At 62.1% G+C, this 20,653-nt stretch carries 21 protein-coding genes; 17 read left to right on the forward strand and 4 right to left on the reverse strand.

Going from position 1 to position 20,653, the window contains the following annotated elements; genetic code table 11:
* Positions 1-78 precede the first annotated feature (78 nt).
* Positions 79-1,644 carry a methyl-accepting chemotaxis protein gene (locus tag ACZ445_RS22385; protein ID WP_058427327.1) on the forward strand — a complete coding sequence of 522 codons (1,566 nt, stop codon included), beginning with the start codon at positions 79-81 and terminating at the stop codon, positions 1,642-1,644.
* Between the two features lie 100 nt (positions 1,645-1,744).
* On the opposite strand, the gene ACZ445_RS22390 is transcribed toward ACZ445_RS22385, so the two are convergent.
* Positions 1,745-2,437 carry an alpha/beta family hydrolase gene (locus ACZ445_RS22390; protein ID WP_464707585.1) on the reverse strand — a complete coding sequence of 231 codons (693 nt, stop codon included), beginning with the start codon at positions 2,435-2,437 and terminating at the stop codon, positions 1,745-1,747.
* Positions 2,438-2,516: 79 nt separating this feature from the next.
* On the opposite strand from ACZ445_RS22390, the gene ccoN (ACZ445_RS22395) reads away from it, so the two are divergent.
* From ccoN (ACZ445_RS22395) to hemN, 14 genes are all read left to right on the forward strand, one after another.
* The gene (ccoN, locus tag ACZ445_RS22395; protein WP_058427329.1) at positions 2,517-3,941 is read left to right on the forward strand and encodes a cytochrome-c oxidase, cbb3-type subunit I; all 1,425 of its coding nucleotides are present in this window, start codon (positions 2,517-2,519) and stop codon (positions 3,939-3,941) included.
* Between the two features lie 10 nt (positions 3,942-3,951).
* A complete protein-coding gene (gene ccoO / locus ACZ445_RS22400) occupies positions 3,952-4,560 on the forward strand; it encodes a cytochrome-c oxidase, cbb3-type subunit II (protein ID WP_017735321.1) in 609 nt (202 codons plus the stop codon).
* Positions 4,561-4,563: 3 nt separating this feature from the next.
* Entirely contained in the window at positions 4,564-4,764 is a 201-nt protein-coding gene (locus ACZ445_RS22405; protein ID WP_010208563.1) for a cbb3-type cytochrome oxidase subunit 3, read from the forward strand.
* A complete protein-coding gene (ccoP, locus tag ACZ445_RS22410; protein WP_058427331.1) occupies positions 4,761-5,708 on the forward strand; it encodes a cytochrome-c oxidase, cbb3-type subunit III in 948 nt (315 codons plus the stop codon). Before ACZ445_RS22405 ends, ccoP (ACZ445_RS22410) begins: the two co-directional genes overlap by 4 nt.
* Before the next feature lie 350 nt (positions 5,709-6,058).
* Positions 6,059-7,501, forward strand: a complete 1,443-nt coding sequence (gene ccoN, locus ACZ445_RS22415; protein ID WP_058427332.1) for a cytochrome-c oxidase, cbb3-type subunit I — start codon at positions 6,059-6,061, stop codon at positions 7,499-7,501.
* The gene (gene ccoO, locus ACZ445_RS22420) at positions 7,501-8,109 is read left to right on the forward strand and encodes a cytochrome-c oxidase, cbb3-type subunit II (RefSeq protein ID WP_003193167.1); all 609 of its coding nucleotides are present in this window, start codon (positions 7,501-7,503) and stop codon (positions 8,107-8,109) included. The genes ccoN (ACZ445_RS22415) and ccoO (ACZ445_RS22420) overlap by 1 nt, the downstream gene beginning before the upstream one ends.
* A gap of 3 nt (positions 8,110-8,112) precedes the next feature.
* On the forward strand, positions 8,113-8,298 hold the full coding sequence (locus ACZ445_RS22425; RefSeq protein ID WP_003175465.1) for a CcoQ/FixQ family Cbb3-type cytochrome c oxidase assembly chaperone: 186 nt from the start codon (positions 8,113-8,115) through the stop codon (positions 8,296-8,298).
* The gene (ccoP, locus tag ACZ445_RS22430; RefSeq protein WP_058427333.1) at positions 8,295-9,272 is read left to right on the forward strand and encodes a cytochrome-c oxidase, cbb3-type subunit III; all 978 of its coding nucleotides are present in this window, start codon (positions 8,295-8,297) and stop codon (positions 9,270-9,272) included. Before ACZ445_RS22425 ends, ccoP (ACZ445_RS22430) begins: the two co-directional genes overlap by 4 nt.
* Positions 9,273-9,574: 302 nt before the next feature.
* Positions 9,575-10,978: a cytochrome c oxidase accessory protein CcoG gene (gene ccoG / locus ACZ445_RS22435; protein ID WP_464693824.1), complete on the forward strand. Its 1,404-nt coding sequence runs from the start codon at positions 9,575-9,577 to the stop codon at positions 10,976-10,978.
* 14 nt (positions 10,979-10,992) lie between these two features.
* Entirely contained in the window at positions 10,993-11,532 is a 540-nt protein-coding gene (locus ACZ445_RS22440; RefSeq protein ID WP_071491367.1) for a FixH family protein, read from the forward strand.
* A 141-nt stretch (positions 11,533-11,673) separates the two neighbouring features.
* On the forward strand, positions 11,674-14,118 hold the full coding sequence (locus ACZ445_RS22445) for a heavy metal translocating P-type ATPase (protein ID WP_464707587.1): 2,445 nt from the start codon (positions 11,674-11,676) through the stop codon (positions 14,116-14,118).
* A 22-nt stretch (positions 14,119-14,140) separates the two neighbouring features.
* Positions 14,141-14,353, forward strand: coding sequence for a cbb3-type cytochrome oxidase assembly protein CcoS (gene ccoS / locus ACZ445_RS22450; protein WP_010208549.1), 213 nt, complete (start codon positions 14,141-14,143; stop codon positions 14,351-14,353).
* On the forward strand, positions 14,346-15,029 hold the full coding sequence (locus ACZ445_RS22455; protein ID WP_093122081.1) for a sulfite exporter TauE/SafE family protein: 684 nt from the start codon (positions 14,346-14,348) through the stop codon (positions 15,027-15,029). The genes ccoS and ACZ445_RS22455 overlap by 8 nt, the downstream gene beginning before the upstream one ends.
* A gap of 103 nt (positions 15,030-15,132) precedes the next feature.
* Positions 15,133-16,515: an oxygen-independent coproporphyrinogen III oxidase gene (gene hemN, locus ACZ445_RS22460; RefSeq protein WP_464707588.1), complete on the forward strand. Its 1,383-nt coding sequence runs from the start codon at positions 15,133-15,135 to the stop codon at positions 16,513-16,515.
* Between the two features lie 6 nt (positions 16,516-16,521).
* Here hemN and ACZ445_RS22465 read toward each other — a convergent pair whose 3' ends face one another.
* Positions 16,522-17,019: a hypothetical protein gene (locus ACZ445_RS22465; protein WP_058427339.1), complete on the reverse strand. Its 498-nt coding sequence runs from the start codon at positions 17,017-17,019 to the stop codon at positions 16,522-16,524.
* A gap of 155 nt (positions 17,020-17,174) precedes the next feature.
* Here ACZ445_RS22465 and fnr point away from each other — a divergent pair, with 155 nt between their 5' ends.
* Both fnr and ACZ445_RS22475 read left to right on the forward strand, forming a co-directional pair.
* Entirely contained in the window at positions 17,175-17,909 is a 735-nt protein-coding gene (gene fnr / locus ACZ445_RS22470; RefSeq protein WP_058427340.1) for a fumarate/nitrate reduction transcriptional regulator Fnr, read from the forward strand.
* 80 nt (positions 17,910-17,989) lie between these two features.
* Positions 17,990-18,538: an adenine phosphoribosyltransferase gene (locus tag ACZ445_RS22475; RefSeq protein ID WP_058427341.1), complete on the forward strand. Its 549-nt coding sequence runs from the start codon at positions 17,990-17,992 to the stop codon at positions 18,536-18,538.
* A 114-nt stretch (positions 18,539-18,652) separates the two neighbouring features.
* Here ACZ445_RS22475 and ACZ445_RS22480 read toward each other — a convergent pair whose 3' ends face one another.
* Both ACZ445_RS22480 and recR read right to left on the reverse strand, forming a co-directional pair.
* Positions 18,653-19,801, reverse strand: a complete 1,149-nt coding sequence (locus ACZ445_RS22480) for an acyl-CoA dehydrogenase family protein (protein WP_464707589.1) — start codon at positions 19,799-19,801, stop codon at positions 18,653-18,655.
* Positions 19,802-20,001: 200 nt separating this feature from the next.
* Entirely contained in the window at positions 20,002-20,604 is a 603-nt protein-coding gene (recR, locus tag ACZ445_RS22485) for a recombination mediator RecR (protein ID WP_015885312.1), read from the reverse strand.
* Between the last annotated feature and the right edge of the window lie 49 nt (positions 20,605-20,653).

The raw sequence follows: 20,653 nt of genomic DNA on the forward strand, positions 1-20,653 counted from the left end.
GCCGATTGTTGCAAAAATAAGTTAAATAAACCGCCGATCTTGCCGATACCCCCTGAAAGCCTTGCGGATTGAACAATCATGCGTAATAACCAACCCGTTACCCAGCGCGAACGTACCTTCCCCGCTCAGCAACGGTTGATCTCCACCACAGATGCCAAAGGCGTGATCACCTACTGCAACGACGCCTTCGTCGAAATCAGTGGGTTCTCTCGCGACGAACTGGTGCGTGCCCCGCACAACCTGGTGCGTCACCCGGACGTTCCGGCGGCGGTGTTCGCGCACATGTGGTCAACGCTCAAACAAGGCTTGCCATGGATGGGCATTGTCAAGAATCGCTGCAAGACCGGTGACCATTACTGGGTTAACGCCTATGTGACGCCGGTTTTCGAAGGCAACCAGGTGGTCGGCTACGAATCGGTGCGCATCAAGCCCACCGCCGAGCAGATCCGCCGGGCCGAAGCGCTCTACCAACGCATCAACCAGGGCAAGTCGGCGATCCCCCAGCGGGACAAGTGGCTACCGGTGTTGCAGGACTGGCTGCCGTTTATCCTGGTGAGCCAGTTGAGTTTCATGATCGGCGCCTCGCTCAACTCCCACTGGGGCTTTGCCCTGGCGGCGGGATTGTCGGTGCCGTTGGGCCTGCTCGGCCTGAGCTGGCAACAGCGCGGCCTCAAGCGTTTGCTGCGCCTGGCCGAGCAGACCACCTCCGACCCGCTGATCGCGCAGATGTACACCGACAGCCGTGGCGCCCAGGCGCGCCTGGAGATGTCGATCCTCAGCCAGGAGGCACGTCTGAAAACGTGTCTTACCCGCCTGCAGGACACCGCCGAGCACCTCAACGACCAGGCCGCGCAGTCCAACACCCTGGCGCACAACAGCTCCAGCGGCCTGGAACGCCAGCGCGTCGAGACTGAGCAGGTGGCGACCGCCGTTAACCAGATGGCGGCCACCACCCAGGAAGTCGCCAGCCATGTGCAGCGCACAGCGGACGCAACCCAGGAAGCCAACCGCCTCACCGGCCGTGGCCGCGATATCGCCGGGGAAACCCGCGAGGCGATCCAGCGCTTGTCCGTTGCAGTGGGTGAGACCGGTGTGACCGTCACCCAACTGGCCAAGGACAGTGATGAAATCGGCGGCGTGGTCGACGTGATCAAGGGCATTGCCGACCAGACCAACCTGCTGGCGCTCAACGCCGCCATCGAAGCGGCCCGTGCCGGTGAAATGGGCCGGGGTTTTGCGGTGGTTGCCGACGAAGTCCGCCAATTGGCACAGCGCACAGCCGAGTCGACCGGGCAGATCCATGCCCTGATCGCCAAGCTGCAACAAACCGCCGCCGCTGCCGTACAGACCATGGACGCCGGGCATCGCCAGGCCGAAGAAGGTGTGGCGCGGGTGATGGAGGCGGATCAGGCGTTGGTAGGGATCAGTGAGGCGGTGGCGCATATCACCGACATGACCACCCAGATCGCGGCGGCGACCGAAGAGCAAAGCTCGGTGGCCGAAGAGATCAGCCGCAACATCAGCACCATTGCGTTGCTGGCGGACCAGACCTCGGAGCAGGCGTTGAACTCGGCGCAGTTGAGTGAAGAATTGACGCATACGGCGAATACCCAGTATTCGCTGGTGGAGCGGTTTAACCGGTAGGTCGCTATCGGGGCGGTGCGACGATTCGACAAGCCCCCTCCCACACTTTGACTGTATTCGCAAATCAAAATGTGGGAGGGGGCTTGCCCCCGATAGGGCCCTAGAGCACGCCGAGAAACCCGGCCACCTTCACCGCAGCCGCCCCCAAATGCTGCTCATGACTAAACCCCGACGCCTTCAACGGCTTCAAGTCATGATCCCCCGCCACCAGCCACATCACCTCGATGCTCGGCGACAATTCATACCCTTCAACCGCCGCCCGATTACCCAGCGCATCGCGCTCGCCCTGCACAATCAAGGTCGGCGTCTTCAACCCCGCCAAATGCTCGACCCGTGGTTTCTCCGGCTTGCCCACCGCATAGAACGGATACCCCAGGCACACCAGCCCATCGGCCCCCAGTTCATCGGCCAACAAACTGGCCATGCGCCCGCCCATGGACTTGCCGCCAATGGCCAGTTTCCCAGCGACATGACGTCGCACCTCGGCATGCACCCCGCGCCAGGCTTCCAGCAGTTTCGGTGCCGGGTTCGGCGGGCGCTTGCCGCCATCCACCCGGCGCTGGGCCATGTAGGGGAACTCAAAGCGCAACACGTTGACGCCATGCCCGGCAAGGCGTGCAGCCATGTCGTTCATGAAGGATGAGTCCATCGGTGCGCCGGCGCCGTGGGCCAGGATCAGCGTGACGGGCTCGCTCGAAAGCGCCCCGGCCGCGACATCCCACAACCACCCATGTTCCCGCACACACTGCGCCCATTGATCCCCGTCAATACTGGCCTTGTGCTCTTTGCCCATGCTTGCCTCGCTTTTTAGTCTGCCTATAACTCCAGCCCAAGTGCCGCATCTGCTTGGGTTGAACCGTGGATGGGGAACCATGAACACTACTTTAAGTACCGCCTATAACTACAAGGTGGTCCGCCAATTCGCCATTATGACGGTGGTGTGGGGCATCGTCGGCATGGGGCTCGGGGTTTTTCTCGCGGCCCAATTGGTGTGGCCTGCACTCAACTTCGATCTGCCGTGGACCAGCTTCGGCCGCCTGCGCCCGCTGCACACCAACGCGGTGATCTTCGCCTTCGGTGGCTGCGCGCTGTTCGCCAGCTCCTTCTACTCGGTGCAACGCACCTGCCAGACGCAGCTGTTCGCGCCGAAAATCGCCGCGTTCTGCTTCTGGGGCTGGCAGTTGGTCATCCTGCTGGCAGCGATCTCCCTGCCGCTGGGCTACACCAGTTCCAAGGAATACGCTGAGCTGGAATGGCCGATCGATATTCTGATCACCATTGTCTGGGTGGCCTACGCAATTGTGTTCTTTGGCACCGTGGCCAAGCGCAACACCAAGCACATCTACGTCGGCAACTGGTTCTTCGGTGCGTTCATCATCACCGTGGCCATCCTGCATATCGTCAACAACCTGGAAATCCCGGTCAGCCTGACCAAGTCCTACTCCCTCTATGGCGGTGCGACGGATGCCATGGTGCAGTGGTGGTATGGGCATAACGCGGTAGGCTTTTTCCTCACCGCCGGTTTCTTGGGCATGATGTATTACTTCGTGCCCAAGCAGGCCGAGCGTCCGGTGTATTCCTATCGCTTGTCCATCGTGCACTTCTGGGCGCTGATCACCCTGTACATCTGGGCCGGCCCGCACCACTTGCACTACACCGCGCTGCCGGACTGGGCACAGTCCCTGGGCATGGTGATGTCCCTGGTGCTGCTGGCACCGAGCTGGGGCGGCATGATCAACGGCATGATGACCCTGTCGGGCGCCTGGCATAAGTTGCGCAGCGACCCGATCCTGCGCTTCCTCGTGGTGTCCCTGGCGTTCTACGGCATGTCGACCTTCGAAGGCCCGATGATGGCAATCAAGACCGTCAACGCCCTCTCCCACTACACCGACTGGACCATCGGCCACGTACACGCCGGCGCCCTCGGCTGGGTGGCGATGATCTCCATCGGCGCGCTGTACCACATGATCCCGAAAGTCTTTGGCCGCGAGCAGATGTACAGCCTCGGCCTGATCAACGCGCACTTCTGGCTGGCCACCATCGGCACCGTGCTCTACATCGCCTCGATGTGGGTCAACGGCATCGCCCAGGGCCTGATGTGGCGTGCGGTCAACGAAGACGGCACCTTGACCTACTCCTTCGTCGAAACCCTGGTGGCCAGCCACCCTGGCTTCATCGTGCGGCTGGTGGGCGGTGCGATCTTCCTCAGCGGCATGTTCCTGATGGCTTACAACACCTGGCGCACCGTGCGTTCGGCGCAGCCTGTCGAAGCCGCCACCACTGCGCAGTTGGCCTGAGGAGTCTGTGATGAAACACGAAACGATTGAAAAGAACGTCGGCCTGCTGATGCTGCTCATGGTGCTCGCCGTGAGTATCGGCGGCCTGACCCAGATCGTCCCGCTGTTCTTCCAGGACGTGACCAACAAGCCGGTGGAGGGCATGAAACCCTACACCGCGCTGCAACTGGAAGGCCGTGACATCTACATCCGCGAGGGCTGCGTACAGTGCCACTCGCAGATGATCCGCCCCTTCCGTGCCGAAACCGAACGCTACGGCCACTACTCGGTCGCCGGTGAAAGCGTGTGGGACCACCCGTTCCTGTGGGGCTCCAAGCGCACCGGCCCAGACCTGGCCCGCGTCGGCGCACGCTACTCGGACGACTGGCACCGCGCGCACCTGTACAACCCGCGCAACGTGGTGCCCGAGTCGAAAATGCCGGCCTATCCATGGCTGGTCACCGCCGCCGTCGACAGCAGCCACACCGAGACCAAGTTGAAAGTGATGCGCACGCTCGGCGTGCCATACACCGACGACGACATCAGTGGCGCCGTGGCCAGCCTCAAGGGCAAGACCGAGATGGACGCGCTGGTTTCGTACCTGCAAGTGCTCGGCACTGCCATCAAGAGCAAGAGGTGAGCCATGGGATTTGAATTCGATGCAGGCACCATCCGCGGCCTCGGCACGCTGGTGGTCGCCATCGCCTTTATCGGCCTGTCGCTGTGGGTGTTCAACAACCGGCGCAATGCGGAATTCGAGCAGGCGCGCCTGCTGCCCTTCGCCGATGAACCCTCTCCATCCGACGCTCAAGAAGAGCCTGCAATAAGGAGCACCCGGCCATGACCCTATTCTGGAGTACATGGATCTGCGTACTGACCCTCGGCAGCCTGATCGGCTTGACCTGGCTGCTGGTCGGCACCCGTAAGGGCGAGACCAAGGGCAGCGTCGACCAGACCATGGGCCACGCCTTCGACGGTATCGAGGAATACGACAACCCGCTGCCCCAGTGGTGGTTCATGCTGTTCGCCGGCACCCTGGTGTTCGCGGTCGGCTACCTGATCCTCTACCCGGGCCTGGGCAACTGGAAAGGCGTGTTGCCGGGCTATGAAGACGGCTGGACCCAGGCCAAGGAATGGGACAAGGAAATGGCCAAGGCCGACGCCAAGTTCGGGCCGATCTTCGCCAAATTCTCGGCCATGCCCGTGGAAGAAGTGGCCAAAGACCCGCAAGCGCTGAAAATGGGCGGTCGCCTGTTCGCCTCCAACTGCGCGGTGTGCCACGGCTCGGACGCCAAGGGCGCGTTTGGTTTCCCGAACCTGGCGGACAACATCTGGCGCTGGGGCGGTTCGGCCGAGGCGATCAAGACCACCATCCTCAACGGCCGCCACGCGGCGATGCCGGCCTGGGGTGACATGCTCGGCGATGAGGGTGTGAAAAACGTTGCGGCCTTTGTCCGCCACGACCTGGCCAAGTTGCCCCTGCCCGCCGACAGCAGCGCCGATGTGGCTGCCGGCCAGGCGGCCTTCAACACCACCTGTGTTGCCTGCCACGGTCCCGAAGGCCACGGCATGGAAGCCATGGGCGCGCCCGACCTGACCAAACCGGCCGGCTACATCTACGGCACCAGCCTTGCGCAGTTGCAGCAGACCATCCGCCACGGCCGCCAAGGCCAGATGCCGGCGCAGGAAGTGCTGCAAGGCAATGACAAGGTGCACCTGCTGGCGGCCTATGTTTACAGCCTGTCCCACAACGCTGATGGCGCAACGCCAGAAAGCCAAGCGCAATAACCGCCGATCGCCGCCCCATTTTGGGGCGGCAACCCTGGTGCTGTACGCGACCAAGTGTCACACCCTTCCAAAGCACAACTTTCCCCCCCTCACTTTCGGGTCTACGCTTGTTCCTACAGCGGACCAATCCTGGCGTACGCGACGACATTCGTTGCGACCCCTGAATTTTCCTGTCCAATCGATCAGCTTTCGATTTCCGATTTTGTCCTTACACCAAACATGGAAAGGGCGCAGAATCTGGCGTGGAACGCATTGATACAGGTCAGTCATTGCGTTGCAATGACCCCTCGCTTTCTACATACTTGCGGCCGATTTTACCTATAAAAAAACCTAAACCGTGGAACCTTAGAATGAGCACAGCAATCAGTCCGACTGCTTATAACTATAAGGTAGTCCGCCAGTTCGCCATCATGACGGTGGTCTGGGGGATCCTTGGCATGGGGCTCGGGGTGTTCATCGCCTCGCAACTGGTCTGGCCGGAATTGAATTTCGGTTTGCCATGGACGACCTTTGGCCGCCTGCGCCCGCTGCACACCAACCTGGTGATCTTCGCCTTCGGCGGATGTGCACTGTTTGCCACCTCCTACTATGTCGTGCAGCGAACCTGCCAGACGCGACTGATCTCCGACAGCCTTGCGGCCTTCACCTTCTGGGGTTGGCAAGCGGTCATCGTCGGCGCCATCGTCACCCTGCCGCTGGGCTACACCACCACCAAGGAATACGCCGAGCTGGAATGGCCCATTGCCATTTTGCTCGCCATCGTGTGGGTGACCTATGCCGTGGTGTTCTTCGGCACCATCGTCAAGCGCAAGACCAAGCACATCTACGTGGGTAACTGGTTCTACGGCGCGTTCATCCTGGTCACGGCGATGCTGCACATCGTCAACCACGCCTCGTTGCCGGTGAGCCTGTTCAAGTCCTACTCGGCCTACGCCGGGGCCACCGATGCGATGATCCAGTGGTGGTACGGCCACAACGCCGTGGGTTTCTTCCTGACCACCGGTTTCCTGGGGATGATGTACTACTTCGTGCCGAAACAGGCCGAACGTCCTATTTACTCGTATCGCCTGTCCATCGTGCACTTCTGGGCGCTGATCACCCTGTATATCTGGGCAGGTCCCCACCACTTGCACTACACCGCGTTGCCGGACTGGGCACAGTCCCTGGGCATGGCGATGTCGATCATCCTGCTGGCCCCGAGCTGGGGCGGCATGATCAACGGCATGATGACCCTCTCGGGCGCCTGGCATAAATTGCGCACCGACCCGATCCTGCGTTTCCTCGTGGTGTCGCTGGCGTTCTACGGCATGTCGACCTTCGAAGGGCCGATGATGGCGATCAAGACCGTCAACTCGCTGTCCCACTACACCGACTGGACCATCGGCCACGTACACGCCGGCGCCCTCGGTTGGGTGGCGATGATCTCCATCGGCGCGCTGTACCACATGATCCCCAAACTGTTCGGCCGTCCGCAGATGCACAGCGTTGGCCTAATCAACGCGCACTTCTGGCTGGCCACCATCGGCACCGTGCTCTACATCGCCTCGATGTGGGTCAACGGCATCACCCAGGGCCTGATGTGGCGAGCCATCAACGATGACGGCACCCTCACCTACTCCTTCGTCGAAGCGCTGCAAGCCAGCCATCCGGGTTTCATCGTACGCGCCCTGGGCGGTGCATTCTTTGCCTCCGGCATGTTCCTGATGGCCTACAACGTCTGGCGCACCGTGCGTGCCGCCGACCCTGTGGAAGCCGAAGCCGCCGCCAAGATCGCCGTTGTGGGAGCTCACTGATGAAGCATGAAGTAGTCGAGAAGAATATCGGCCTGCTGGCCTTCTTCATGGTCATCGCCGTGAGCATCGGCGGCCTGACCCAGATCGTTCCACTGTTTTTCCAGGACGTGACCAACAAGCCGGTGGAAGGCATGAAGCCGCGCACCGCCCTTGAACTGGAAGGCCGCGACGTCTACATCGCCAACGGTTGTGTCGGCTGCCACTCGCAGATGATCCGCCCGTTCCGTGCCGAAACCGAACGCTACGGCCACTACTCGGTCGCCGGTGAAAGTGTGTGGGACCACCCGTTCCTGTGGGGTTCCAAGCGTACCGGCCCGGACCTGGCCCGTGTCGGCGGGCGTTACTCCGATGACTGGCAGCGTGCGCACCTGTACAACCCGCGCAACGTAGTGCCTGAGTCGAAAATGCCGGCGTACCCGTTCCTCGTGGAAAACAAGCTCGACGGCAAGGACACCGCGAAGAAGATGGAAGTCTTGCGCACCCTGGGCGTGCCCTACACCGACGAAGACATCGCCGGTGCAGCCGCCGCCGTGAAGGGCAAGACCGAAATGGACGCACTGGTGGCCTACCTGCAAGGCCTGGGCACCATCATCAAAAGCAAACGGTGATCTATGGATATCGGGATGATTCGTGGCCTGGGCACCGTTGTGGTGATGGTGGCCTTTATCGGCCTGGCGTTGTGGGTGTTCAGCCCCAAGCGCAAGTCGGAGTTTGAAGACGCGACCTTGCTGCCCTTTGCGGATGATCCCGAAGCCATCAAGCACGTCGAGCAAGCTTCTAGGAGTAACAAAGAATGACTACGTTCTGGAGTCTGTACGTCACAGTCCTCAGCCTGGGTACCATCTTCGCCCTGACCTGGCTGCTGCTGTCGACCCGCAAGGGCCAGCGCGCCGAGCAAACCGACGAGACCGTCGGCCACTCGTTCGACGGCATCGAGGAGTACGACAACCCGCTGCCCAAGTGGTGGTTCATGCTGTTCGTCGGCACCATCGTCTTCGCCCTCGGCTACCTGGCGCTGTACCCCGGCCTGGGCAACTGGAAAGGCCTGCTGCCGGGCTACAACTACCTCGACACCGACAAGCAAACCCCCTTCGCCAACGGCCAGACCGGCTGGACCGGCGTGCACGAATGGGAAAAGGAAATGGCCAGGTCGGACGCCAAGTTCGGGCCGATCTTCGCCAAATTCGCGTCGATGCCGATTGAAGAAGTGGCCAAGGACCCGCAAGCCCTGAAGATGGGTGGCCGCCTGTTCGCCTCCAACTGCTCGGTGTGCCACGGTTCCGACGCCAAGGGCGCCTATGGCTTCCCCAACCTCACCGACGCCGACTGGCGCTGGGGCGGCGAACCGGCCACCATCAAGGAAACCATCATGAAGGGTCGCCATGCGGTGATGCCGGCCTGGCTGGATATCCTCAAGGAACAAGGCGTCAGCGATGTGGCCGCATTCGTGCTCACCAACCTCGACGGGCGCAAGCTGCCCGAAGGCGTGAAAGCTGATGTGACCAACGGCGAGAAACTCTTCGCCGCCAACTGCGTGGCCTGCCACGGCCCGGCCGGTAAAGGCACCGCCGCCATGGGCGCGCCCGACCTGACTCACCCGGGTGCATTCATCTACGGCTCGAGCTTCGCCCAGCTGCAACAGACCATCCGTTGGGGCCGCCAGGGCCAGATGCCTGCGCAAGAGCAACTGCAAGGCAATGACAAGGTGCACCTGCTGGCGGCGTATGTGTACAGCTTGTCCCATGGGGATAAGAAGGCTGAAGAGCAATAAAAGCCGCTGCAATACCAATGTGGGAGGGGGCTTGCCCCCGATTGCAGTGTGTCAGACAGTGCATCTGTCGCTGATCCACCGCTATCGGGGGCAAGCCCCCTCCCACATTGGATCCGCCGTGTTTCAGAGAACTGGGCCAGCCAAAACCGGCCATACTTGCCAGATCAATTGATCCAGATCACTTAGGTCGCCTCCTTTCAGCACCACCGGGGGCGTATCATTAGGCCACTGCAACACCCTTCATTTGACCCCGGTTGGCACGTACTGGCCGAGGCAAATCTCCACCGCCGTGGGATGCAATGATGAGCAACCAGATACCGGTACATGACGTTACCCCGCCTGCCAAAACCGTCGACCTCTACGCCTCGCGAGAGAAAATCTACACGCGCGCCTTCACCGGCCTGTTCCGCAACCTGCGCATGCTCGGCGGGGCCGGCCTGTTCCTGCTCTACTTCGGTACGGTGTGGCTGAACTGGGGTGGCCACCAGGCCGTGTGGTGGAACCTGCCCGAGCGTAAGTTCTTTATTTTTGGCGCAACCTTCTGGCCCCAGGACTTCATCCTGCTCTCGGGCATCCTGATCGTTGCAGCGTTTGGCCTGTTCTTTATCACGGTGTACGCCGGTCGCGTGTGGTGCGGCTACACCTGCCCGCAAAGCGTGTGGACGTGGATCTTCATGTGGTGCGAAAAGGTCACCGAAGGCGACCGCAACCAACGCATCAAGCTCGATAAAGCGCCGATGGGCGCCAACAAATTCCTGCGCAAATTCAGCAAGCACACCCTGTGGCTGTTGATCGGCTTTATCACCGGCATGACCTTTGTCGGCTACTTCTCGCCGATCCGCGAACTGGTGTTCGACTTCTTCACCGGCCAGGCCGATGGCTGGTCGTATTTCTGGGTCGGTTTCTTCACCCTCGCCACCTATGGCAACGCCGGCTGGCTGCGCGAACAGGTGTGCATCTACATGTGCCCGTACGCGCGCTTCCAGAGCGTGATGTTCGACAAGGACACCCTGATCGTTTCCTACGACCCACGCCGTGGCGAGCTGCGCGGCCCGCGTAAAAAAGGCACCGACTACAAGGCCCAGGGCCTGGGCGACTGCATCGATTGCACGATGTGCGTGCAGGTGTGCCCCACCGGTATCGACATCCGCGACGGCCTGCAGATCGAGTGCATCGGCTGCGCCGCCTGTATCGATGCCTGCGACAACATCATGGACAAGATGGACTACCCGCGCGGCCTGATCAGCTACACCACCGAACACAACCTGTCCGGGCAGAAAACCCACAAGCTGCGTCCGCGCCTGATCGGCTACGCCCTGGTGCTGCTGGCGATGATCAGCCTGCTGGTGGCGGCGTTCTTCATGCGCTCGCTGGTGGGTTTCGACGTGAGCAAGGACCGCGTGCTGTACCGCGAAAACGCCGAAGGCCGCATCGAGAACGTCTACAGCCTGAAGATCATGAACAAGGACCAGCGCGACCACACCTACGTGCTCGATGCCGCCGGCCTGCCCGACCTCAAGCTGCAGGGTCGGCGCGAGATCAAGGTGGCGGCCGGCGATATCGTCAGCATGCCGGTGGAGCTGTCGAGTGCGCCGGAACAATTGCCGTCGAGCACCAACGAGGTGAAATTCATCCTCACCGATGCCGATGACGCCAGCGTCCATATTGAAGCCAAGAGCCGATTCATCGGCCCACAAGTCCGCTAACAGGGAACCGAACAATGTCCGTAGCCACTGCCGCAAGCCCTTGGTACAAGCACCTCTGGCCCTGGATCATCATTGGCATCCTCGCCTGTTCGGTGACCTTGACCCTGTCCATGGTGACCATCGCGGTGAACAACCCGGACAATCTGGTCAATGACAACTACTACGAGGCCGGCAAAGGCATCAACCGCTCCCTGGACCGCGAGCTGCTGGCCCAGACCCTGCAACTGCGCGCCAAAGTGCACCTGGATGAGCTGACCGGTGAAGTCGAGGTCAACCTCACCGGCTACAGCAACCCGAAAACCCTGGAACTGAACCTGATTTCCCCGACCCAGCCGGAGAAGGACCGCAAGATCAACCTGGCCCGTAGCGACAGTGAGCCCGGCCGCTACATCGGCCAGGTCACCGACAAGGTCGAAGGTCGGCGTTTCGTCGAGTTGCTCGGCGTGGAAGGCGACCGGACCTGGCGCATGTTCGAAGAAGAACAAGTCAGCCACGACAAGGACTTGCTGCTGGGTGATGAACCGTTGCAGGGTGCCGAAGACCTGAAAAAGTAAAAAGCCTGCGCTTCGCGCATCGGGGGCAAGCCCCCTCCCACACTGGATTGGGTTTACACATATCTATTGGTGAAATCAGTCAAATGTGGGAGGGGGCTTGCCCCCGATGAGGCCCTACCAGCCACCATAGATTCCCAAGCCATGACCACCCCCTGCTACCACTGCGCCCTCCCCGTCCCCTCCGGTAGCCGTTTCACCACGGTCATCCTCGGTGAGCGCCGCGAACTCTGCTGCCCCGGCTGCCAGGCCGTGGCCGAAGCCATCGTGGCCGGTGGCCTGGAAAGTTATTACCAGCACCGCAGCGAAGCCTCGGCCAACCCCGAGGCATTACCGGTGCAACTGGTAGATGAACTGGCGCTGTATGACCGCGCCGACGTGCAGAAACCCTTTGTGCGCCACGAAGGCGAGCTGGCCGAAACCACCCTGCTGATGGAAGGCATCAGTTGCGCCGCCTGCGGCTGGCTGATCGAAAAGCACCTGCGCCGCCTGCCCGCCGTGGCCGAGGCGCGGTTGAACCTGTCCAACCACCGCCTGCACGTACGTTGGGCCGATGGGCAACTGCCGCTGAGCCAACTGCTCGGTGAACTGCGCCATATCGGCTACGCCGCTCACCCTTATCAGGCGGATCGCGCCGCCGAGCAACTGGCCGGCGAAAACCGCCTGGCCCTGCGCCAACTGGGCGTGGCCGGATTGCTGTGGTTCCAGGCAATGATGGCAACCATGGCTACCTGGCCGGAATTCAACATTGACCTGAGCCCCGAGCTGCATGTGATCCTGCGCTGGGTGGCGATGTTTCTTACAACACCCATCGTGTTTTACAGCTGCGCACCATTTTTCAAGGGCGCCCTGCGCGACTTGCGCACGCGCCACCTGACCATGGACGTCTCGGTGTCCCTGGCCATCGGCGGCGCGTACCTGGCCGGCATCTGGACCGCAATCACCGGCGTGGGCGAGTTGTACTTCGATGCGGTGGGCATGTTTGCGCTGTTCCTGCTGGCCGGCCGTTACCTGGAGCGTCGCGCCAGGGAACGCACGGCAGCCGCAACGGCGCAGTTGGTCAACCTGCTGCCCGCCTCGTGCCTGCGCCTCAAGGTCGATGGCCAGAGCGAGCGCATCCTGCTCCCCGAACTGACGCTGGGCGACCGCGTGCTGGTGCACCCCGGCGCCGTGCTGCCGGCGGATGGGGTGATCCTCGACGGCCAATCAAGCATCGATGAATCCCTGCTCACCGGTGAGTACCTGCCGCAACCGCGCCAGACTGGCGACACGGTCACGGCGGGCACGCTGAATGTCGAGGGCGCATTGACCGTCGAAGTGCGCGCCCTGGGCCATGACACGCGGCTGTCCACTATCGTGCGCCTGCTGGAACGCGCCCAGGCCGATAAACCACGCCTGGCGCAGATTGCCGACCGCGCCGCGCAGTGGTTCCTGCTGTGCTCGCTGATCGCCGCCGCGCTGATCGGCCTGCTGTGGTGGGAACTGGATGCGTCGCGGGCGTTCTGGATTGTGCTGGCGATGCTGGTGGCGACCTGCCCCTGCGCGTTGTCCCTCGCCACACCCACCGCCCTCACCGCCGCCACCGGTACCTTGCACAAACTCGGGCTGCTGTTGACGCGCGGCCATGTGCTGGAAGGGCTCAACCAGATCGACACGGTGATCTTCGACAAGACCGGCACTCTCACCGAAGGGCGCCTGGCGTTGAGAGCCATCCGGCCCTTGGGGTCCTTGAGCACCGACCTGTGCCTGAGCCTCGCCGCCGCCCTGGAGAACCGCTCCGAACACCCGATTGCCCGCGCCTTTGGGCGTGCGCCATTGGCCGCCGATGAGGTCATCAGTTCGCCAGGACTGGGCCTTGAAGGTCGCGTCGGCGAGCGCGTATTGCGTATTGGCCAACCGGGTTTCGTCTGCGAGCTCAGTGGCTGTCCGATCCCTGCGGCGCCGGAAGTTTGCGGCCAATGGCTGTTGCTCGGCGACCGCGACGGCGCCCTGGCCTGGTTCGTGCTCGACGACCGCCTGCGCAGTGATGCCCCTGCCCTGCTGGCCGCGTGCAAGGCGCGGGGTTGGCGCACGCTGTTGCTGTCCGGGGACAGTTCGCCGATGGTCGCCAGCGTCGCCGCCGAGCTGGGTATCGACGAGGCTCACGGCGGCCTGCGCCCGGATGACAAGCTGCAAGTTCTTCAGCAACTGCACAAGGAAGGTCGCAAGGTGCTGATGCTTGGCGATGGCGTCAACGATGTGCCGGTACTCGCCGCCGCGGACATCAGCGTGGCGATGGGCACGGCCACCGACCTGGCCAAGACCAGCGCCGATGCGGTGTTGCTGTCCAACCGCCTGGACGCCTTGGTGCAAGCCTTTACTCTGGCGCGGCGCACCCGCCGGGTAATCATTGAAAACCTGCTGTGGGCCGGGCTGTACAATGGCCTGATGCTGCCGTTTGCCGCCCTGGGCTGGATCACTCCCATCTGGGCGGCGATCGGCATGTCCCTCAGTTCGTTGACCGTGGTGCTCAATGCCCTGCGCCTGACTCGCCTGCCGAGCGCGCCGGCCGCCCGAGCCCCCTCAATAACCCGCCCGCTGCCGGTGTGAGCCGCGCGGGCATGGAGTGCAGATGCCAGCTTTATACGTGATGATCCCGGCGGCGCTGCTCTTGGTGGGCGTGGCCATCTACATCTTCTTCTGGGCCGTGGACAGCGGCCAGTACGACGACCTCGACGGCCCGGCCCATAGCGTGCTGTTCGACGATCAGGACCCGAACCACCTGGCTGGCGTCGAAGAGGCCAACCACCCCGAACAACCACCCAAAGACCCGCCCCATGCTTGAGCTGGCGCCGCTACTGGTCTCTGCGCTGATCCTCGGCCTGCTCGGTGGCGGCCATTGCCTGGGCATGTGCGGCGGGCTGATGGGCGCGTTGACCCTGGCGATCCCCAAGGAGCAACGCGGCCGCAGGTTTCAACTGCTGCTGGCCTACAACCTGGGGCGCATCCTCAGCTACGCCGCGGCCGGTGTGTTGATCGGCCTCGCCGGCTGGGCCGTGGCGAACAGCCCGGCGGCGATGTTCATGCGCGTGCTCGCCGGCCTGCTATTGATCAGCATGGGCCTGTACCTGGCGGGCTGGTGGAGCGGCCTCACCCGTATCGAAAGCCTCGGACGCGGCCTATGGCGCTATATACAGCCGGTCGCCAACCGTTTGCTGCCCGTGTCCAACGTACCGCGTGCATTGCTGCTGGGCGCGCTGTGGGGATGGTTGCCGTGCGGATTGGTCTACAGTACGCTGCTATGGGCAGCGAGCCAGGGCAATGCTCTGGACAGCGGGTTGCTGATGCTGGCGTTCGGGCTGGGGACCTGGCCGGTGCTGTTGGCTACCGGCCTGGCCGCAGAACGGGTCACTGCATTATTGCGCAAACGCAGCGTGCGGATGACCGGTGGCGTGCTGGTCATACTCTTCGGTATCTGGACGTTGCCCGGCCCGCACCAGCACTGGTTGATGGGCCACTAAATCGCCATGTGGCATAGCGCCGCTCCCCGTTGATGCAAATCAAGATGCCATCCCCGCCACGCCCCTAGACTCGGCCCACTAGCCTATCCGGGGGAACGCCCGCATGCTCGACGCCATTCGTTGGGATACCGATCTGATTCACCGCTACGACCTGGCGGGACCGCGCTACACGTCCTACCCTACCGCCGTACAATTCGACAGCCAGGTCGGCACCTTCGACCTGCTCCACGCCCTGCGCGACAGCCGCAAGGCGCTGCGGCCACTGTCGCTGTATGTGCATGTGCCGTTCTGCGCGAACATCTGCTACTACTGCGCCTGCAACAAGGTCATCACCAAGGACCGTGGCCGCGCCCAGGCCTACCTGCAACGCCTGGAGCAGGAAATACAGCTGGTGGCGTGCCACCTCGACCCCAGACAACCGGTGGAACAGCTGCACTTCGGTGGCGGCACCCCGACCTTTCTCAGCCACGACGAATTGCGCCAGGTGATGAGCTGCCTGCGCCAGCACTTCAATCTGGTGGATGACGATTCCGGCGACTACGGCATCGAGATCGACCCACGCGAAGCGGATTGGGCCACCATGGGCCTGCTGCGCGAGCTGGGTTTCAACCGCGTGAGTATCGGCCTGCAAGACCTCGACCCCGAGGTGCAACGGGCGGTCAACCGCCTGCAAAGCCTGGAAGAGACCCGCGCGGTGATCGATGCGGCACGTACCCTGCAATTTCGCTCGATCAATATCGACCTGATCTACGGCCTGCCCAAGCAAACGCCGATCAACTTCGCACGCACCGTGGAAGAGGTAATCAGGCTGCAGCCCGACCGTTTGTCGGTGTTCAACTACGCCCACCTGCCGGAACGCTTCATGCCCCAGCGGCGCATCAACACCGATGAATTGCCGTCCCCGGCGTCAAAACTACTAATGCTGCAAACCACCATCGAGCAACTGACCCAGGCCGGCTACCGCTACATCGGCATGGACCACTTCGCCCTGCCCGACGACGAACTGGCCATCGCCCAGGAAGAAGGCACCCTGCAGCGCAATTTCCAGGGCTACACCACCCACGGTCATTGCGACTTGATCGGGCTCGGAGTGTCGGCCATCAGCCAGATCGGCGACCTGTACTGCCAGAACAGCAGTGACCTCAACGTCTACCAGAACACCCTGGCCGGTGCGCAACTGGCCACCAGCCGCGGTCTGGTCTGCACCACGGACGACCGGTTGCGCCGGGAAGTGATCCAGCAGTTGATCTGCAATTTCAGCCTGGCCTTCGACAAGATCGAGCAGGCGTTCACCATTGATTTTCGCGGGTATTTTGCCGAGATCTGGCCGCAACTGGAGGCCATGGCCGAGGATGGCCTGATCGAACTCGACGCCCAGGCCATTCGGGTACTGCCGGCAGGGCGCCTGCTGGTGCGTTCGGTGTGCATGGTGTTCGATGCCTACCTGGAGCATCAGAACAGGCAACGGTTTTCGCGGGTGATCTGAAACACCCTACGCCATAGCGAGGGAGCCAGCCTTCAACGCGTCTTCTCCGCTGAGGCCTTTCATGGCCTTGGCCAGGGAGGTTTGGGCAGTCACCAGGCTCGCCTGCAACTGGGCGAGTGCTCCTTGCAGATTGCTGACCTTGATCCGCGCCTCGTCGGGGCTGAGGCTCTTGTCCGCCATCACGGCTTGCAGTTCGGCCTGCTTCTCGGCGATCTGCTGCTTGATCTTGCGAATCATCTTGAGGACCTGCTGGACACTGTCCGGCAGACCGCTGTCTTCGATGTCTTTATTGGGTTTCTTGGCCTCCGTCAGGGCTTTCAAGGCAGCACCGGAAAAGGTCACCTTCACCCCCTCCTCGTCCTTTTTCTCCCGCAACGGCGCTTCAGTAGCGTCCTTGAGCTCTTTGGCAGCCTTGGCGAGCTTGGCCTCTGCCACCAGGTCTTTCGGCTCCGCGAAGGACTGCACCTGAGCGCTTGCAGAGTTCATTGCACCGATGGAAATCATGAATCGAGCCTCCAAGCTCAAGGGTTCGTGACTTTGTATCGGCGACGACACAAAATTCTTTATACCGTTGCTGGTTTTTTGTACACGCTGGCCTCACCGCCCCCCAGTGCGTTACCCTTACGTCTTATGTGTGTTTTCCCACAAGGATTTAAGAAATGTCCGAGCCAGTCAAACTGCGCGCTCACAGCCAGGCTCATTGCAAGGATTGCAGCCTGGCCCCCCTCTGCTTGCCACTTTCGTTGAATCTGGAAGACATGGATGCGCTGGACGAGATCGTTAAACGTGGTCGCCCGCTGAAAAAAGGCGAGTTCCTGTTTCGCCAGGGCGACAAGTTCGATTCCGTTTATGCAGTACGTTCGGGTGCATTGAAGACGTTCAGCCTGAGCGACAGCGGCGAAGAACAGATCACCGGTTTCCACCTGCCCAGCGAACTGGTGGGCTTGTCGGGCATGGACACCGAGATCCACCCGGTTTCGGCCCAGGCGCTGGAGACTACATCCGTCTGCGAAATCCCCTTCGAACGCCTGGACGAATTGGCCCTGCAATTGCCGCAACTGCGCCGCCAGTTGATGCGCGTGATGAGCCGCGAGATCCGTGACGACCAGCAAATGATGCTGCTGTTGTCGAAGAAAACTGCCGACGAACGCATCGCGACTTTCCTCGTCAACCTGTCGGCGCGGTTCCGTGCTCGGGGTTTCTCGGCCAACCAGTTCCGCCTGAGCATGTCGCGCAACGAAATCGGCAACTACCTGGGCCTGGCGGTGGAAACCGTGTCCCGCGTATTTACCCGTTTCCAGCAGAACGAGCTGATCGCCGCCGAAGGTAAGGAAGTGCATATCCTCGACCCGATCCAGTTGTGCGCGCTGGCCGGTGGTTCCCTGGAAGGTTGACGCAGACACTTGCGGCCGCGCCAACCGGCGAGGCCGCAGGTATACTTCGAGTCCGTTTCCAGCCCCAGGACTCTTCGACGATGACCTTCGATTCGTTCGACATCAAATCCCTGATCCGTCCCGTCATCGACTTCCCCAAGCCGGGGGTGATCTTTCGTGACATCACGCCGCTGTTCCAATCGCCCCGAGCCCTGCGCCTGGTGGCCGACACCTTTGCCCAGCGCTACGTCGAGGCCGATTTCAGCCATATCGGTGCGATGGATGCACGGGGTTTCCTGATCGGTTCGATCATCGCTTACCAACTGAACAAACCGCTGATCCTGTTCCGCAAGCAGGGCAAGCTGCCCGCTGACGTGCTGGCCGAGGGTTACCAGACCGAGTACGGCGAGGCCTTCCTGGAAGTGCACGCCGACAGCCTGTGCGAAGGCGACTCGGTGTTGATGTTCGATGACCTGATCGCCACCGGCGGCACCCTGATCGCGGCGGCGAACCTGGTACGCCGCATGGGCGCGAAGATCTTCGAGGCAGCGGCGATCATTGATTTGCCGGAGCTGGGTGGGTCGCAACGTTTGGAAGACATGGGAATTCCAACGTTCTGCCTGACGCAGTTTGCGCTGACTGAACAATAACGGTTGCCTGGGCTGATGCCATCGGGGGCAAGCCCCCTCCCACACTTGACCGGTTCACAGATCAAAATGTGGGAGGGGGCTTGCCCCCGATGAGGCGCTGAAAGGCACTAAAGATCACAAGCCCATCTGCTTGCTGATGATTTCATTCATCACCTCGCGGGTGCCGCCACCGATGGACAGGATGCGGTTGTCGCGATACAGCCGCTCCACCAGGCTGCCACGCATATACCCCTGGCCCCCGAGGATCTGCACCGCGTCATAGGTGACGCGGTCGGCGGTGTCGGTGGCAAGGTTCTTGGCCATGGATATCTCCTTGATCACGCTGATGCCAGCCGCCATTTTTGCCGCCTGGCGGTAGGTGAATTCCCGGGAGACCTCCACGGCGGTGGCCATTTCTGCCAGCCGGTGCTTGATCACCTGGAATTTGCCGATGGGTTTGCCGAAAGCCTCGCGCTCGGCAGCCCATTTCAGGCTTTCCTCCAGCGCCATCTGCGCAGTCATGTTAGCCATCAATGCCAGGGCCAGGCGTTCACTCTGGAAGTTGCCCATGATGCAGGCAAAGCCCATGTTCTCGGCGCCGATCAGGTTGCTTACGGGCACTCGGCAATCGTCGAAGAACAATTCAGCCGTGTCCGACGCCCACCAGCCCATTTTCTTCAGGGGCTGGCCGACGGTAAAACCGGGAGTGTCTTTTTCGATCAGCAGCAGGCTGATCCCGGCAAAGCCCGGCCCACCGGTGCGTGCGGCGACGGTGTAGAAGTCGGCGCGGATGCCGCTGGTAATGAAGGTCTTGCTGCCGCTGACGCGATAATGGTCACCGTCGCGAACGGCGCGGGTCTGCAGGCTGGCCACATCGGAACCACCGCCCGGTTCTGTGACTGCCAGGGCGATGATCTTTTCGCCGGCCAGCACTTGGGGCACCACCCGGTCGCGCACCTCGGGCCTGGCCCATTTCACCACCGGCGGCAAACCGATATCGAGCGACCCCAAGCCTGCCACCACGCCACCGGAGCCGCAGCGCATCAGTTCCTCGCTGGCCGCAACCTTGGCAAATAGATCACCTTCGTGGCTACCGCCGAAGGCTTCGGGATAACCGATACCCAGGACCCCCGCCGCTCCCGCCTTGAGGTACAACTCCCGGGGAAAGCTTTCGGCTTCCTCCCAGTGCTCAATCCCCGGCAGCATCTCGCGCTCGACAAAGCGACGCACGCTGTCGCGGACCAATTGGTGGCTGGGGTCGAAGTAGTCCTGATAGGCAGACATCGGCAAGCTCCACGGTGAGGTGGAGCGAAATTACCAAGCGCTTGCTTGGTTATCAAGCCATGCGAAAACTCTAATGACGACTTAGAACCAATGTGGGAGCGGGCTTGCTCGCGAATGCAGGGTATCAGTCAACAAAGATACTGACTGATCCAACGCATTCGCGAGCAAGCCCGCTCCCACATTTTTAACGGTGTCGCCCGTTAGAGGGCGATGGGTTTGCGCCCTGCAAAGGAATGCGCCAGCGTGCCGCCATCGACCAATTCCAATTCGCCACCTAGCGGCACGCCGTGGGCAATGCGCGAGGTGATCAGGCCTTTGTTGGTCAGCAGTTGGGCAATGTAATGCGCGGTCGCTTCGCCTTCCACCGTCGGGTTGGTGGCCAGGATCACTTCGGTGAAGGTGCCCTGCTCTTCGATGCGCGCCACCAGTTGCGGAATGCCGATGGCTTCCGGGCCCAGGCCGTCGAGGGGCGACAGGTGGCCCTTGAGCACAAAATAGCGCCCGCGATAGCCAGTCTGCTCCACCGCGTACACATCCATCGGTCCCTCCACGACGCACAGCAAAGTGTCGTCGCGACGCGGGTCGGCGCATTGTGGGCAGAGTTCTTCCTCGGTGAGGGTGCGGCACTGGCGACAGTGGCCCACGCCGGTCATGGCCTGGCTCAAGGCCTGGGCCAACCGGGTGCCGCCGCTGCGATCACGCTCCAGCAGTTGCAGCGCCATACGCTGGGCGGTTTTCTGTCCGACACCCGGCAAAGTGCGCAAGGCGTCGATCAGTTGGCGAATCAGGGGGCTGAAGCTCATGGGCATGGGTCCGACAAAACAACGAGACGCGGTTTATACCCGCGCCCCG

The organism is Pseudomonas allii (assembly GCF_055380095.1).

Excerpts from the sequence above, each read along its gene's own strand:
- ACZ445_RS22385 (WP_058427327.1), top strand. The coding sequence starts at position 79 with ATGCGTAATAACCAACCCGTTACCCAGCGCGAACGTACCTTCCCCGCT.
- ACZ445_RS22390 (WP_464707585.1), bottom strand. The coding sequence starts at position 2,437 with ATGGGCAAAGAGCACAAGGCCAGTATTGACGGGGATCAATGGGCGCAG.
- ccoN (WP_058427329.1), top strand. The coding sequence starts at position 2,517 with ATGAACACTACTTTAAGTACCGCCTATAACTACAAGGTGGTCCGCCAA.
- ccoO (WP_017735321.1), top strand. The coding sequence starts at position 3,952 with ATGAAACACGAAACGATTGAAAAGAACGTCGGCCTGCTGATGCTGCTC.
- ACZ445_RS22405 (WP_010208563.1), top strand. The coding sequence starts at position 4,564 with ATGGGATTTGAATTCGATGCAGGCACCATCCGCGGCCTCGGCACGCTG.
- ccoP (WP_058427331.1), top strand. The coding sequence starts at position 4,761 with ATGACCCTATTCTGGAGTACATGGATCTGCGTACTGACCCTCGGCAGC.
- ccoN (WP_058427332.1), top strand. The coding sequence starts at position 6,059 with ATGAGCACAGCAATCAGTCCGACTGCTTATAACTATAAGGTAGTCCGC.
- ccoO (WP_003193167.1), top strand. The coding sequence starts at position 7,501 with ATGAAGCATGAAGTAGTCGAGAAGAATATCGGCCTGCTGGCCTTCTTC.
- ACZ445_RS22425 (WP_003175465.1), top strand. The coding sequence starts at position 8,113 with ATGGATATCGGGATGATTCGTGGCCTGGGCACCGTTGTGGTGATGGTG.
- ccoP (WP_058427333.1), top strand. The coding sequence starts at position 8,295 with ATGACTACGTTCTGGAGTCTGTACGTCACAGTCCTCAGCCTGGGTACC.
- ccoG (WP_464693824.1), top strand. The coding sequence starts at position 9,575 with ATGAGCAACCAGATACCGGTACATGACGTTACCCCGCCTGCCAAAACC.
- ACZ445_RS22440 (WP_071491367.1), top strand. The coding sequence starts at position 10,993 with ATGTCCGTAGCCACTGCCGCAAGCCCTTGGTACAAGCACCTCTGGCCC.
- ACZ445_RS22445 (WP_464707587.1), top strand. The coding sequence starts at position 11,674 with ATGACCACCCCCTGCTACCACTGCGCCCTCCCCGTCCCCTCCGGTAGC.
- ccoS (WP_010208549.1), top strand. The coding sequence starts at position 14,141 with ATGCCAGCTTTATACGTGATGATCCCGGCGGCGCTGCTCTTGGTGGGC.
- ACZ445_RS22455 (WP_093122081.1), top strand. The coding sequence starts at position 14,346 with ATGCTTGAGCTGGCGCCGCTACTGGTCTCTGCGCTGATCCTCGGCCTG.
- hemN (WP_464707588.1), top strand. The coding sequence starts at position 15,133 with ATGCTCGACGCCATTCGTTGGGATACCGATCTGATTCACCGCTACGAC.
- ACZ445_RS22465 (WP_058427339.1), bottom strand. The coding sequence starts at position 17,019 with ATGATTTCCATCGGTGCAATGAACTCTGCAAGCGCTCAGGTGCAGTCC.
- fnr (WP_058427340.1), top strand. The coding sequence starts at position 17,175 with ATGTCCGAGCCAGTCAAACTGCGCGCTCACAGCCAGGCTCATTGCAAG.
- ACZ445_RS22475 (WP_058427341.1), top strand. The coding sequence starts at position 17,990 with ATGACCTTCGATTCGTTCGACATCAAATCCCTGATCCGTCCCGTCATC.
- ACZ445_RS22480 (WP_464707589.1), bottom strand. The coding sequence starts at position 19,801 with ATGTCTGCCTATCAGGACTACTTCGACCCCAGCCACCAATTGGTCCGC.
- recR (WP_015885312.1), bottom strand. The coding sequence starts at position 20,604 with ATGAGCTTCAGCCCCCTGATTCGCCAACTGATCGACGCCTTGCGCACT.